10 protein-coding genes are annotated in these 15579 nt (G+C 49.4%); 3 read left to right on the forward strand and 7 right to left on the reverse strand.

From position 1 onward, the window contains the following. The first annotated feature begins 105 nt into the window (after positions 1-105). Positions 106-969: an RNase adapter RapZ gene (gene rapZ / locus ACO0K3_RS06670; protein ID WP_422983042.1), complete on the forward strand. Its 864-nt coding sequence runs from the start codon at positions 106-108 to the stop codon at positions 967-969. Between the two features lie 216 nt (positions 970-1185). On the opposite strand, the gene ACO0K3_RS06675 is transcribed toward rapZ, so the two are convergent. From ACO0K3_RS06675 to mutY, 5 genes are all read right to left on the reverse strand, one after another. Next, positions 1186-3099 carry a diguanylate cyclase gene (locus ACO0K3_RS06675; RefSeq protein WP_422983044.1) on the reverse strand — a complete coding sequence of 638 codons (1914 nt, stop codon included), beginning with the start codon at positions 3097-3099 and terminating at the stop codon, positions 1186-1188. A 184-nt stretch (positions 3100-3283) separates the two neighbouring features. Beyond that, positions 3284-4447: an ABC transporter permease gene (locus ACO0K3_RS06680; protein WP_422983046.1), complete on the reverse strand. Its 1164-nt coding sequence runs from the start codon at positions 4445-4447 to the stop codon at positions 3284-3286. Then, on the reverse strand, positions 4444-5259 hold the full coding sequence (locus ACO0K3_RS06685) for an ATP-binding cassette domain-containing protein (RefSeq protein WP_422983048.1): 816 nt from the start codon (positions 5257-5259) through the stop codon (positions 4444-4446). Before ACO0K3_RS06685 ends, ACO0K3_RS06680 begins: the two co-directional genes overlap by 4 nt. Further along, complete coding sequence (locus tag ACO0K3_RS06690) at positions 5256-6764, reverse strand: alpha/beta hydrolase (protein WP_422983050.1); 1509 nt, start codon at positions 6762-6764, stop codon at positions 5256-5258. The genes ACO0K3_RS06685 and ACO0K3_RS06690 overlap by 4 nt, the downstream gene beginning before the upstream one ends. A 453-nt stretch (positions 6765-7217) precedes the next feature. After that, a complete protein-coding gene (gene mutY, locus ACO0K3_RS06695; protein WP_422983052.1) occupies positions 7218-8426 on the reverse strand; it encodes an A/G-specific adenine glycosylase in 1209 nt (402 codons plus the stop codon). Between the two features lie 769 nt (positions 8427-9195). On the opposite strand from mutY, the gene rpoD reads away from it, so the two are divergent. After that, complete coding sequence (rpoD, locus tag ACO0K3_RS06700) at positions 9196-11658, forward strand: RNA polymerase sigma factor RpoD (protein ID WP_422983193.1); 2463 nt, start codon at positions 9196-9198, stop codon at positions 11656-11658. Positions 11659-11928: 270 nt separating this feature from the next. Next, complete coding sequence (locus ACO0K3_RS06705; RefSeq protein WP_422983054.1) at positions 11929-12663, forward strand: substrate-binding periplasmic protein; 735 nt, start codon at positions 11929-11931, stop codon at positions 12661-12663. A 102-nt stretch (positions 12664-12765) separates the two neighbouring features. On the opposite strand, the gene ACO0K3_RS06710 is transcribed toward ACO0K3_RS06705, so the two are convergent. Together ACO0K3_RS06710 and mutM are read right to left on the reverse strand one after the other, a co-directional pair. Further along, complete coding sequence (locus ACO0K3_RS06710; RefSeq protein WP_422960535.1) at positions 12766-14700, reverse strand: dynamin family protein; 1935 nt, start codon at positions 14698-14700, stop codon at positions 12766-12768. Positions 14701-14749: 49 nt separating this feature from the next. Continuing rightward, positions 14750-15571, reverse strand: coding sequence for a bifunctional DNA-formamidopyrimidine glycosylase/DNA-(apurinic or apyrimidinic site) lyase (mutM, locus tag ACO0K3_RS06715; protein WP_422983056.1), 822 nt, complete (start codon positions 15569-15571; stop codon positions 14750-14752). Positions 15572-15579 lie beyond the last annotated feature (8 nt).

Consider the following 15579-nt stretch of genomic DNA (forward strand, 5'->3'; position numbering starts at 1 on the left):
TTTTCCTTATTCGCTTTCTACATCGTCAGTGTTCAGGCGACGGCAACAGCAGCACTCGTAATGCAGAAACGCCATTAAACACTCTCATCGCTCTCAGTCCACATCATGCGCATATTACTGATCTCAGGTATTTCCGGTTCCGGCAAATCAGTGGCACTGAATGTTGTCGAGGATGCGGGCTTCTATTGTGTCGATAACCTGCCCCCCAGCCTGCTGCCGGAGCTGGTCAAAACACTGATCAGCGAAGGCATCCAATCTGCTGCGATGGCAATCGACTCGCGCAGCGCACATCTGCTGACCAGCTTGCCAGACACGGTACAGACCTTGCGCGCAGAAGGTCATGAAGTCAAAATTCTGTTTTTAACCGCCAGCACCGAGTCACTGGTCGCCCGTTTCTCTGAAACTCGCCGCAGCCATCCTTTATCGCACCGGCTGCAAAAAGATCAGCCCATGGGTGATCGCCTGAGCCTGACCGAATGCATACAGGAAGAACGTGAAATTCTGGCGACGATACAATTCCTGGCCCATGTCATCGACACCTCCAATCTGAGCGCCAACAAACTACGCGAATGGGTCAAAAATATCATTCAGATTCAGCACTCACCGCTGACGCTGATGTTTGAATCCTTCGCATTTAAAATTGGTGTCCCGCTAGATGCTGATTTTGTCTTCGACGTCAGGATGCTGCCGAATCCCTACTATGATCTGCAACTACGACCACTGACCGGACGCGATCAAGCCGTGATTCATTTCTTGGATGAACAGGCAATGGTGCAGGAGTTGTATCGCGACATCCAGCAATTCATCGAGAAGTGGTTGCCAAATTTCAAACACGACAACCGCAGCTATCTGACCGTTGCGATCGGCTGTACCGGCGGCCAGCATCGCTCGGTATTTATGGTGGAAAAACTCGCCGAATATTTTGAAGATAAAGAACAGGTATTAGTCCGGCACCGGCGTCTGGGTTAAATCCTCACCGCAACAGTAATTCCCTATACCCTACCCTGTATGTTTTCATAACGCTTTAAAATAAAGCGGAATAAGGCATATTTTTAAAAAAATAGGGGAGTATAGGTAATCGTAGCGCCTTTGACGACTTCATTAAAGCAATCAGCCCGAGAAAAAATCAAATCAGCGCGACGACGTATCAGGACCGCCGGCAATGCAATTTGGCCTGATGCGTGACTAGACTTCTTTAGCGATTTCGATACGGTTACGGCCATTTTCTTTCGCCCTATAGAGCGCCAGATCACTGCGAGATAGCACTGCGTCAGCGCTGGCATCATTGACACTCATCGCGGCGACGCCGACGCTCACGGTGATGACGATCAGCCTGCCGTCAACCAGCAAGGGGCTATCGGCAATTTGCTGCTGTACACGCCGGGCAAAGATATCCGCTTCATTGATAGACACGTCAGACAAAATGACGGCGAATTCTTCACCGCCGACTCGTCCGACCATATCGTTATCACGTAATTGGGCAGAGAGAATGCCTGCAAAATGTTTTAACACCAGATCCCCGACGGCATGACCATGACTATCATTGATCATTTTAAAATGATCGAGGTCACACATCAGGATCGCTGTGCGGGTGCTGGCAATCCGCTTTATCCGTGCCAGCTCCTCCTCCATGCGCCCCATAAAATAACGGCGATTCGGTAGCTGCGTCAAAAAATCGATGGTCGCGAATTCTTTCAGTTCAATTTCAATCCGTTTGTGTTCGGTAACATCACTGATAAATCCGTGCCACAGCGTACTGCCGTCAGGCAGGCGACGTGGCTGCGCGCTGCCATAGCACCAGCGCAGCCCCTGACGCGGCAAGATCACACGGTATTCCAGTTGCCAGGGCGTCAAATGCACGGCCGACATTTCCAGAGAACTGCGGTAATTCGTTAAATCTTCAGGATGAATACGCTGATACAGCAAGGACATATCGCTGGCAACCTGTTCCGGCATGAGTTCATAAATCTGCTCCACACCTTCACTGACATAAGAAAAAAAAGTCTCCCCGCTGGGTAATAAACGGTGCTGATAAACTAGTCCAGGAATTTCATTCGTCAATGAGGTAATGAGATCAACACTTTGTTGCAGACGATCTGAAATCGCCCGGATCGCGCTGATATCGGTAGTCGTGCCTATCATGCGTAGCGGCTTGCCATGCACATCGCGGCTCACGACTTTGCCACGGCTGGATATCCATTTATAACTGCCATCTTTGCAGCGAATGCGGTGATCGACTTCGTAGCTGTCCGTTTTCTGATCGAAATGATTCTGAATCGCCTCACGGACAAAATCCAGATCATCGGGATGCAAGCGGTGATAACTTTCTTCAATTTTATTCGACAAGATATCGCTATCGGCATAACCCAGTATCGCTTTCCAGCCTGAGGAATACCGGATTTCGTTCTTACTGATATCACGATCCCAGATACCTGTCCCGCTGCCCTCAATCGCCTGAGCGATACGGTATTTGCTGGCCTCGCTTTCAGCCAGTTGTTTCTCGGCTTGCGCTAGCCGGAGATTCGTCTGCTCTCGCTCCATCGCTATCGCAGTCAGATGGATGAATTCGTCAACGCCTTGGACACGTTCGGCAGGCGGAGCAATATCCTGATCGCAATCACGGTTATACAAGACAAAAATTCCTACCAGGCTCCCATCGACAAGGCGAACAGGTGCGATCAATCTGGGATAAAGCTCATGCGCAGAGGCATGAGCATAGAAGTGATGCCTGATACGATCAGCAGACGTATTCCTGGCAGTCTGGCTATCGATACGCTGTACCTCAATCCATAATTGAGGGTCGAGATGCAATGCCGCTACCGAGTCCAGATAGTCGTCACTCAATGCAGGAGCAGCGCCTACTGCGATACCACCACTCTCCTGATCGATGAGATAAATGGCACAACAAGCAAGGGGAAGCCCGCGTTCACATTCAGAGGCAATACCAAGCAAGGTCTCGCCCAGCGACACACCGCGGGCGATACTGGCAATCAGCATGGAATGAGAGGAATGCGGAGCGCTTGACACACATGCGTCGCGCACAAGGGTCGCAGCCTGAGAGGCATGAGCGCTATCTACTGGAATCTGATCTGACGTCATAGTCGTAAGCAAGTCGCATTCAGCACCCGGCATAATGAAAAAATCACAACATCAACAATCTGAGCCCAGAGTATCACAAGCGTAAAAAACTTGTCTAGCTGTCAAACATGCCAGCATATAGCGTACGCCATCGCCAAGGTGCAAAACTCATTTCATCAGAGCCGGACTACGACGTCTGCGCAACTCACCCCATGACGACTCTGCGCATTTTTTGCGCCACATAGGCCAGGCTCACGGCAGTCATACCGGCACATACCAGTAACGCAGTGGTCACCGCTACCATGCTGACGGCCTCTCCTTTTAAGACCTGATTCATCATCTGATTTTGTGCCAGCACGGGAACCCATTGAAACCAGGCGGGCTCGCGTCCGGGAAAAATAATCGGCATCAGCGTAATCATCGGTACAAACATACTGATCATCTGGTTACGGACTTGCGCTTCTTTATACCCCTTACAATCCAGCGCAATCGCAATCTGAATTGCCGCGAGACTGGCAGCAAGCGGCAGCAATACCCATAAAAATCCGAGCGCATCATGGATTCCGAACTGAAATTCAGCACGCAGAGTCTCATTACGTATCAGCCATTGCGACGGAAAAAAACTAAAAATAGTCAGCACCACGACACCCATACTCACCGCCGCGACCGCCCCCCATTTGCCAACGGCTAGTTGCCAGCCAGAGACCGGATTCATCATCAGCGGCTCCAGCGAGCCACGCTCGCGTTCACCCGCAGTGGTATCGATGGCTGCATACATGCCACCCAGAACAATCGCCATCAATACCATCATCGGCAACATCGTTGTGATCGTCGCCTTGCGCTCGTCTGCACTTTGCAAATGACGCTCTTTCACTTCCATCAATTGTAAAATTTCTGGCGACACACCGCGCATCATCAGACTTAGGGAAGCGTTCTCCTGCGAATAGCCATCGAGTATCCGTTTCAATGGCCGCAAGCCGAATTCAGCCTGACGGTTCGAGGTATCGTAGGCAATGACCAGAGTGACTTTTTCACCGGCAGATAACTTCTCCTGAAAATGCGCCGGAATTAATAAGACAGGCTGATCAATTTCTTTGTTTCTGGATTTGGCTTCGTAATCAGCGGGAGCCTGTTTGATCTGATACCCCTGACGAAGGATAAAATTCTCCAGCGCGGGAGCGTGCTGCATGCCGACCACCAGCACGCTGCGTTTTTCCTCCTGCGACTCTACTTGAGAGAGCACGACTGAAAAAATAAACAAAATCAAAGGTACACCGAGCAATGACCCGAGCAGGGCAACCAGCAAAGTGCGCCGGTCGCGCAAGGCATCCTTAATCTCTTTACGAAAAATAGCAAACATAGCGTTCATCCATTGCCTCTTGTGATGGTGGTGGCTGGAGTCAAAAATGCCAGCTTGACGAATGCATCTTCAAAATTTGGTTCACCCGCGTGTTGCAATAACTCGGAGACCGTACCACTCGCCACATTACGCCCCTGTGCAACGATCACGACCTGATCGCAGAGCCGCTCAACCTCCTGCATAATATGCGTAGAAAAAATAATGCATTTTCCTCCGCCCTCCGGCGATCTGAGCCAGCGCAAAAATTCGCGTAAAGCACGGGTAGCGACCACATCCAGTCCATTAGTCGGCTCATCGAGAATGATATTTTTGGGATCATGGATCAAGGCACGCGCCAGCGCTGTTTTCATCCGCTCGCCCTGACTGAACCCTTCGGTGCGCCGGTCCAGCAAGGCATGCATATCCAGCCAATGCGCAAGCTGATGCGTACGCTGCTCAATCAGGCCCAGCTCCATGCCATGCAAGCTACCGTAATACTGAATATTTTCCCGCGCAGTCAACCGTGGGTATAAGCCGCGGGCATCTGACAACACACCCATTGTTGATTGCGTTCCCTGCTGACCCGCTTTGACTTGTACGCCATCCACCGAGATGTCACCGCGATCCGGCGCCAGCAACGAGGCAATCATCCGCAGACTGGTTGTTTTACCCGCACCATTCGCCCCGAGCAAGCCAGTAATCGCACCGTCTTCAGCGCGAAAACTTACACCATCAACGGCTTTCACCGACTCTTGCTGTCGCTTGCCAAAATTCAGATTGAGCTTAAATACCGGTTTGCCCTGACGGATAAATGCCTTATGTAAATCGTTCACGATAATCATGGCTTGACTCCCGGTTGAGTCGTAGCGGAGGTATCAGGCGTAACGGCTGTGCCAGTTACAGGCTTCGCTTTGGGCAGTTGCCATGCTAGCGGTCGCGGAATCTGACGGACACAAGTCGCATCAACTTTGAGCGCATCCGCATCTTCTTTTGCATTTAGATAGCGATACACCACATCACGGACACAACCTTGTGTCAACAAGCCATGCCCTGCATTATCAATACTCAGATGCCGCGCATTCGCTCCCAGCGCTTTAGCGACGCTCTCGCCATGGCGGGTTGGTGTAACAGGATCAATCCCCCCGCTCAGCAACAAGACGGGTGCCGGGCTGACAGGGACCGTATAAAAAGCTGCCGGGACAGTCGCATGTGGCCAGGCGCTGCAAACAGATTCATACAGTTGCTCCATGACTTTTTCAAACTCATCGGCAGCAGGCTTGCTGGCTGGCCGGCCAAATGCTTCACCACACCAGACGGAGAAATGCATACCGTAAGCGATGTCTATCGGCGACGGCAATCCGAAAGAGCCGCTGAGGGTAACCAGCGGCGAGTAATTCCCTTGCTCGGCCTGGGTCAGTGCATACGGCAAAGCAGACACGCTGGTCGGGACATATAAGGTTTTATGCACCATCCCCAACAAGGCATCCGGCGTAATCGTCGCAGAAACCGGCGATCCTAAGCGGGGATGGATAAACGATGTTTTTTGCGGCAGACTGGCTAATAATTTTTTCCAGCGCAGCGCCAGATCGGGATATGCCGCGTTGCACGCACTATCTCTGGCGCAATAAGCAAATAGGCCATCGAGTCCCTTCTGGGTATCTTCAGCCGGAAGGCGCATATCCGGCGGCACCACGCCATCAATCACCATACGCTTCACCGATTGCGGATACTGGCGTAAAAATTCCAGACCAGCACGGGTGCCATAAGAGGCACCAACCAGATTGATCTTGCCGTAGCCCTGATGCAATCGCACGGCCTCTAAATCCTGTACTGCAATACTGGTACTGAAATATCGCAGATCTCCGTAAGGCAGTGCTTGCAGGTTTTTCATGCAGGTCAGCGTCAATTGCAGTGATTGTTCTTTGCTGATCAATTCACTGCCGTTTTCTAATTCAGGACATCGCAAGGGTGCACTACGCCCCGTGCCGCGCTGATCAACAAAGACCAGATCACGGCGACGGTTCAGGCGTCCCAATACCAGCTGCCCCCAGGCCGCGACATTGATCGCACTCTGACCGGGACCACCAGCCAAAACAAAGACAGCATCAGATAATTTATTTTTATCCTGAGATGGCACCACAACAAAATGAACATCGATTTTCTTCCCGTCCGGTTGTGCGGGGTCAAGCGGTCGTTGTATCTGTCCGCACTGCACTTCCTGAGGAAAATCTGGAATCCGGCATGGCTTGGTCGCCGCCTGCTTGGTTGCTGCTTGTACTGCCAGAGGACTACTAAGGCTCAATGCCAGACTCAGGCCAGCCATTCTGACGATCGTAGTGAAAAACAAATCCATCTCCTTTCAATAAACTTTTCTGCAACGGCATTGGATCTTGCCAGCTTTATTCTTTGTTATGCAAACCTGCGACGGAACACTGCCTCATGCGACGAACTAGCCTAAATCGACGACTAATAATCAATCAGGACTTACGCAATACGACAAATTATTTATCAATCGCCACATGGAATCCGCAGGCTGGATGCGGCTTGCAGAGGCATTTCGTGCCAACAGGCGCACTCCGCTTGCGGATTCGTTAGGGTTACAGGCGCTTACTCCTGCCTTTTCTCTGTGTCTCTGCGTCTCCGCGCCTCAGTGGTGAGAGGTCTTAGTTTTTTGCGTAAGTCCATCAATATTCAATGAGCCGACCACAGTCACTTTTCCGGTATCTGGTATTTGGTATTTGGTATTTGGTATTTGGTATTTGGTATTTGGTATTTGGTATTTGGTATTTGGTATTTGGCATCACATTGACAGTAAATATTTTTTTACAGGTGCGGGTAATGCAGCCTGCTCTACCTGCGCCATATCTAACCAGACCCAGCGTGGTTCAGCGACTTGTAAACTGAGACGAGCCACATTAAATTGCAACACAGACGCGTGTAGCTTGAAATGGGTAAATCCATGCGAAAACCCCGGCAGTTGCTGAATTCCTTCGATATCACCGAAGCGCGCAGCATACTTTTTTGCTGCCAGACTTTGCTCAGGCAAATCATGTATTTCGTCAGCAGACGCATCAGGATTACGCTCTTGCATACCATCCAGCTCAGGTAAAGAAAGCAATCCGCCCCAGATACCACTATCAGGCCGCTGCTCCAATAACACTTTGCTCTGATACCGCAACACCAGCATCAGCGTATGTTTTTCCTTAGATTCTTTTTTGGGCTTACGTGTCGGCAGCTCGGCGGTGCGCTGCTCTGCATAAGCCACGCAACGCTCCTGCATTGGACAGCGCCCGCACGAAGGACTGCTGCGCGTACATAAAGTCGCTCCCATATCCATCAATCCCTGAGTGTAGGATTCGATATCAGTTTCCGGCAACAGCGCCCGCGCCCGCAACCACATATCGTCTTCAATTTTCTTCATTCCGGGATACCCGGCAATGCCAAAAACCCGGGCGAATACGCGCTTGACATTCCCATCCAGAATTGCCGCACGGGTACCATAAGAAAATGCTGCAACCGCTGCTGCAGTCGATCGCCCTATACCTGGCAATTGCTGTAATAGCTGGGGATCACTAGGGAAGCGTCCCCCGTAAAGCGCAACGACTTGCTTGGCACATTGATGCAAATTGCGTGCGCGGGTGTAATAACCAAGTCCGCTCCAATGCGCCATCACATCCTCTGACGCTGCCTCAGCGAGCGCAAAAACGCTAGGAAAACTATCGAGAAAACGCTGATAGTAGGGAATCACTGCCGCTACCTGAGTTTGCTGTAACATGATTTCAGACAACCAGACCCGATAGGCATCGCTGGTGTTCTGCCAGGGCAGCTCGTGACGCCCGTATTGTTTTTGCCACTGAATTAATGTGGCAGAAAAACGGGGATCGGCATACGCAGATTCTGGCAGCGCACTGACTGCATGGTTCAAGGAGACCGCTTTTGTGGTGCCAGCCGTCATAGCGCTTGCCACATCACTCTTCGCCACACTTGTTTTGGAGGTGCTTGATTTCATTAAACACAAACAGAAAAGAAAGTGCATTAAGTATAAAGGTAATTTTGTCAATTTGATGACAGAAATACCCGAGACTCCCGCCTCAATCCTGCGAGCTCAGAATCAATTCTGCATTCTATTAAGATGAATTTTTACCATCGAATTTCTCTGCAAAATTCAAACACGGATTAGCGCAAAAAATGTGCAACTTAACTTGCAAAGAAAGCCGAAGCCTAGGATAATCGCGTCCTCTGTTCATCCTTGAATAAAGATGAAGAAAGCCCGCTTTCACCAGCGGGCTTTTTTCATCTTTGATTGAGGGACGCTCGCTGATTGGCTTTCAAGCTCCCTACGCGTATTAATTTGTTGTCGTACTAGATTTCGTTACATGAAAAATAATTCAACTGATTCCACTGGCTTACCTCTTCAAAAAAGCGCATCAACTCTTACCCTCGGCATTAAAAAACGTCTGAGCATAGGAACTAAAGAAGCTAAAGAACCGGCTCACTCTGCGATCGAAGCAAAAACAATTGCGGTGCAAGCTGTCGTGCATGAGCAAATCATGGCAGACGCAATGCCCGTTGTATCTGCTCAGGTTACCGTCATCACCAAACGCCGGTCCAAGCTCGCACCTGTGCTAACGCCAGTCTCTCAGTCCGCACCGGAATGCCTGACGGACACCGAGCTTGACACGCAAACAGTGCTCAGCGAAGAGGTCGCAGAGACGCAGCAAGAAATAAGTGCTGAAAAACAGGCAGAAGAAGCGGTAAAAGAAGCAGTACAAGAACAGATAACAGAAACCGCCAAAGCGGACGTCGCGTTATCAGAGGTTTCTGACAACGCAGAGACCATAGCAGATCCGGTCAAACAAGAAATCCTGTTGCAGGTACCGGCGACAGCGGCAGAAAGTGAATTCACTGATTACACCGTGGGCAGCGTTAACAATGTTGCAGCACCGGTTGTTGTCGTAAAAAAATCGAGCTCACGCTTAAGTAAAAAGTTGATCGTGACACCTGAAACTAACGCAGCACTGTCCGTGTCTTCTGTTTCAGTTTCAGCACCACCTGTTGCAGCAAACATCGTACAAAGCGCGATACAAAGCGCAGTACAAAGCGAGCCAGAGCAAATTGAATCCAGTACCGTCACCAAACGTGCACCTCGCGTCTGGAAACAAGAAGCGGCACCCGTTGTCAAAGTCAATGTCGCGACTGTTGATACCTCCGCTTACGTATTGCCAACGATAAAAGAAGCCGCTAAACGCGGGCGCAAGCCAAGTGAATTCCAGTTTGAAAATGACGAAATCCGCGCACTGAATGCAGTGGAGTCTGCCGAGCTGAAATCCGTTGCCAGAGCCAAGGCGAGAAAAGCGTCAACAGGTACGGCAAGTGCAACATCCGTCGAACAGTTAGAGCAATATCGCAAAAAACTGACCAAGCTAATACAGATCGGCAAGGACCGTGGCTATCTGACGCATGCAGAAATCAATGACCATTTGCCGGAAAACGTCTCCGATCCTGAAATGGTACAAGGCATCATTAGTACACTCAACGATATGGGCGTTGCTGTGTATGATCAGGCACCGGATGCCACGATGCTGCTACTGACTGACAGCGTCGTGACGGCGGTCAGCGATGACGAAGCCGAAGCTACCGCTGCTGCGGCACTTTCAACCGTCGACGCTGATTTTGGCCGCACCACCGATCCTGTACGTATGTATATGCGCGAAATGGGCGGCGTCGAATTATTAACCCGCAGCGGCGAAATCGAGATTGCTAAACGCATCGAAGACGGCTTGAAAGATATGCTGCAAGCCATCTCAGCCAGCCCAAGTACGATTGCAGAAATGCTGGCGATAGCCGACAAGATCGCTAAGGATGACATCAAGATTGATGACATCATTGATGGTCTGATCGATCCTGACGCCAAGGAAGATAGCAGCCTGACCAGCATCGCTGCGGCTCAGGATGATAGCGATGAAGCAGATGAGGAAGACGAAGAAGATGCCGTCAGTGCAGACGCTGTCAGTGAAGAACAATTACTGCAATTAAAAAATGCAGCACTGCTCAAATTTGCCGTCATCGGCCGCCAGTTTGAAAAGATGCGCGAACTGGAATCTAAAGAAGGCTATCAATCCTCCAATTATGTAAAAGCGCAAGAGCGTATTTCGCAAGAGCTGCTGGGTATACGTTTTACCGTAAAGACGACAGAAAAATTATGCGACACCTTACGCAAGCAAATGGCAGAGCTGCGTCAGATCGAGAAAAAAATGCAGGATTTGCTGATTAATAAATGCGGCATGCCACGCGCGCATTTCATCGCTAAATTCCCTGGCAATGAAACGAATGCCACATGGTTGAGTAACGAGATCGACAGTAACCAGGCGCATAGCGCGACCCTGCAACGCCATATCCATGCAGCGAATGAGCTGCAGCAGAAGTTCGTCGCACTGGAAGAAAAAGTATCCATGCCACTCAACGATTTGCGTAAGACCAATAAGCAAATGGTGGCAGGCGAAAAACGTGCGGCAGATGCTAAGCGTGCGATGACTGAGGCTAATTTGCGGCTGGTGATTTCAATTGCAAAGAAATATGTGAATCGCGGACTGCAATTCCTTGATCTGATTCAGGAAGGCAATATCGGCTTACTCAAAGCCGTTGATAAGTTTGAATATCGTCGTGGTTATAAATTCTCAACCTATGCGACCTGGTGGATACGCCAGGCGATTTCGCGGGCGATTGCTGATCAGGCCAGAACCATCCGCGTACCTGTGCATATGATAGAGACCATCAATAAGATGAACCGTATCAAACGTCAGTTGATGCAGGAAAGCGGCGTAGAACCTGATCCGGCAATCATTGCGAAGAAGATGGAAATATCCGAAAGCAAAATCCGCGAAATCATGAAGATCGCGAAAGAGCCGGTGTCAATGGATACGCCTATCGGTGACGACGGCGACTCTCAACTCGGCGATTTCATTGAGGATAATCACACTCTGTCGCCAATGGCTGCGGCAATGCAAGCCTCTGTTCAGGAGAAGTTGAAAGAAGTACTGGACTCACTCAGCCCGCGCGAAGCAAAAGTATTACGCATGCGCTTTGGTCTGGAAATGGTCAGTGACTATACACTGGAAGAAGTCGGTAAGCAGTTTGAAGTGACGAGGGAGCGGATACGCCAGATTGAAGCGAAGGCAATGAAAAAATTGCGCCACCCTTCTCGCTCAGATCAGTTGAAGAGTTTGCTGGAAAGTCACTAATTCACGGATGCCAACTCACGCCAGATAAGACTGCGCGTGAGTTGGTCTGCGGATACTCCACACAGTTGCGTACCCTGCTCGGGATAAACAGCATCGTTTATCCAAAGTCCTATAATCGTATAATGCCGCGAGCGGCATTTAGACAAGCCCGCGTTGCAAGATCATATTTATTTATACGATATAAACGACATCCCGGCTTGCAAGACACGAGAGCTTTCTTTAGCATCAACGCTATCAGTATTTTCTTCAGAACTGCCGATTCAGATCACCATGAACAAAGCATTTTTTGCCGGCACTCTCCTCAGTCTGAGTCTTGCATCTGTCTATGCGCAAGACCCTGTGTATCTGATTTATTCAGACCGCGTTCCTTATACAGAAACCAGCAAAGACGGGGATGTGCAAGGGGTCATTGCGGATCCGGTGAAACAAGTTTTTCGACGGGCAAAGATCGACTACCAGTGGAGAAATGTACCGATCAACCGGCAGTTGCAAATCATAGAAAACAATCAGGAAAAAGCCTGTCTGATTGGTTTTTTTAAAAACCCTCAGCGCGCATTACTAGGCAAATTTACCCGTGCTATCTATCAGGACGGTCCGACCATTGCTGTTGTCGCCAGCGACAATCCGCAACTGGGTGACATCAAGACAATCGACGACCTGCTCAGTAATCAAAAGCTGATTTTACTTAATAAATCCAGCTATTCTTACGGCGCACAAGTTGATAAAAAAATTAAGCAGTGGGATCCAACGATAGAGCTGACCACCGCGGATAATCTGCATCTGTTTCAGATGATTTCTTACCGGCGTGCAGATTACTTTTTTCTGACGCTTGACGAGGCAATGCAATTAGTAAGGCGATTCGAGCTTAATCCTCATGCTTACCGCTATCTGTCTTTTCCGGAATTAGGTTCCGGTAATCAGCGCCATATATGGTGTACCAGGCAGGTCAGTGATACGACCATTGAAAAACTGAACAAAGAAATTGAAAAGCTCACCAATAAATAATTGGTGAGCTTTTTTTATGTGGTTTGATCTGTGTTGAATTACAGATCAACTTGAAGAAATTTTAAAAAAACTGATTCATAATACGATCAAAAAAACAGCCTATCAAGCCGCCTTGAGCGCACTCAACTCGGCTGACAAAGCATTTTTCAATTTCGCTTCCATCTCATTCAGTTTGCCCTTCTGTGCATCCATCTCTGCCTGAATCGCCTCGAAGGAGTTGATTTTTTCTTCCAGACTATCCGTTGCCACATGAATCCGTTGTATCGATTGCATACGGTTTTTCAACTGGCCTTTGTGTTCGCGAATTTGCGCCTCTAACGGTGCCATCACAACTTTTTGCCAGGCTTCGACATCACGGTTCGCTTGCAAAAAACTTTGTTTTACGCGCGCAGCAATCGAGTCAAAAAACTTTTGCATGACTACCACACGGGGCTTGGTCAGCAAAGTCGTAGCGCTGAATTGCTTTTGAAATACCGCTTCTACCGCATTGACTTCCTGTATATATTTTTGCAGTGAAAACGGCATCGGCGCAGTCAATGCCAGGCCGTGTTCTGTCGAAAATTTACGGTACATGATCGTCATCATCTCCGAAATTTCGTCAGTCTTTTTATTTGAGGCCTGGAGATTAAATTTGATATTGCTAAAGAATTGTTTGACCGCATCCTTCAGTCCGGATGAAAAATTACTGCTCTCCATTTCATCACGGGCTTTACGGATCTCTTCACGCAGAATATCCATACCCAGGCTTGTATAAACTTCGGTAGAGAGACGGGTGAAGACTGCGCGCGTTCCCTGCATTTTGATCAGGCTGGCATCAAATTCTTTTTTCTCTGCATCGATACGACGCATCATGTGTTCGATCACATTGACGTTCTTGCCACGCAAGCTTTTCAGCTCCATCATCTGTTCAACAACACTACGGCTGCGGGCAGAGAGAATCGCCTGCTGTCCGCCTGTGATTTCGTTGATATCAGACGACATCTGGGCACGAATAATTTCCTGTTTCGACGGGATTAATTCTTTAGACAGTGCATATTCCAGGGTCGGCAAGCGGCTCTTGGCAAGTAACGGTGCATCTTTATTGATTTTGGCAACCAAGCCTTTTTGTGCAGAGACCGGGAAAATTTGTTTTTCATCGATAGACAGATTATGTGCCACCGTCGAGATCTGATGCTTGATCTGACTCTCGATTTCTTCGGGTGTGCGTAACTCATCCCACATGCTATCAATCTTATTCAGCACAACCATGCGACCTGGACCACCGCCGATGTGATTGCGCCAAACATCGATATCGCTCTTGGTCACGCCAGTGTCGGCAGCCAGAATAAACAAAACCGCATGCGCGTTCGGAATCAGATTCAGCGTCAATTCAGGCTCGGTACCAATCGCATTCAAGCCTGGCGTATCAACGATGATCAAGCCCTCTTTAAGCAAAGGGTGCGGGAAATTCACAATCGCATGACGCCATTGAGAAATTTCGACCATGCCGTTTTCATCGATTTCTAGCGGCGCATCGGGGTCATCTTCGTCAAACAGTCCATAGGATTTTGCTTCTTCTATGGATACTTTTTTCGTCAGGCTAACTTGCTTAAATGCTTCGAGCATACCGTCGCCAGAGCTGATATTCAGCGGCAGCACGGTCCAGACGTTGTGCTGGCCTTTGTAATCGCTGGTCGATTGCGCTTCTTTGCGAGTCTCAATCGGCAGCAGACGAATGCAAGGCGGGATTGTTTCGTCATACAACAGTTCAGTCGGGCACATGGTGGTGCGACCGGCTGATGACGGCAAAATACGCTGACCATAATCCGCGAAGAAAATCGCGTTAATTAATTCAGATTTGCCACGTGAAAATTCCGCAACAAAGGCGATAGATAATTTGTCATCCACCAGTCTTTCCAACAAACGCGAAATACGCTGATCGCTGGCGGCATCGGCCATATCCGATCCACTTATCCACGCGCGATATTGTTCAAGCGCGTTCACGACACCTTTGCGCCAATCGCTGTATTCCTGGAATTTTTGAACCAGATTACTCATGTTGCCCTCAAATAATATTTTTAGTATCCGGAGAATCTAGCATTTTGGCCTATTTTTGACAATTTATGCAGTAAAAAGTGCTACGTTGGCCTTGTTTGATCTGTCGTATTGTTGTTCCGCAGAGCCGACATTGCTCACCAGCACGATCATATACGAAATATGACTGCTGAAAATAGCCTGTTTGTCCATCAACACCGATGAAATCACGCAAAGTACTGCCACCTTTCTCGATAGCAGCCCGCAACGTCAGGCGAATTTCTTCTGCTAACAGGCGATATCTTGCCAGACTGATACGATGGGCCGAGATTTTTGGGTTGATTTTTGCCCGGAACAGACTTTCGGATGCATAGATATTGCCAACTCCGACCACAATATCGCCGGCCAGCAAGACTTGCTTGATCGCTGCCTTGCGCTGGCGTGTCTGCTTGTACAACAACTCAGCAGTAAATACATCCTCTAGCGGCTCAACACCCAAAGCGCGCAATAAGAGATGCTGATTCACGTCGCCGTCCTCAGCATCATGCCAGAGTACCGCACCAAATCGCCGCGGGTCCGTCATGCGTAAGGCCTGTTTGCCAACGACGATATCAATATGGTCGTGTTTTTGTGCTGGCGTCGTTGCAGGGATGATACGTAGATGTCCCGACATACCCAGATGAATTAAGACTGTTCCGTGGTGAAATTCCAGCAACAGATATTTACCGCGCCGACTGGCAGCGAGAACCGTTTGCCCCAGGAGCAATTCCGGCAAATTTTCCGGAAAAGGCCAGCGCAAACCCGCACGCCGCAGAACTACTTGCGTAACTTGTTGTCCGATCAGGTGCGGTGCGACACCTCGGCGGGTAACTTCAACTTCGGGGAGTTCTGGCATAAATTTAT

The organism is Undibacterium sp. Rencai35W, assembly GCF_049340185.1.
Lineage (GTDB): Bacteria > Pseudomonadota > Gammaproteobacteria > Burkholderiales > Burkholderiaceae_D > Undibacterium.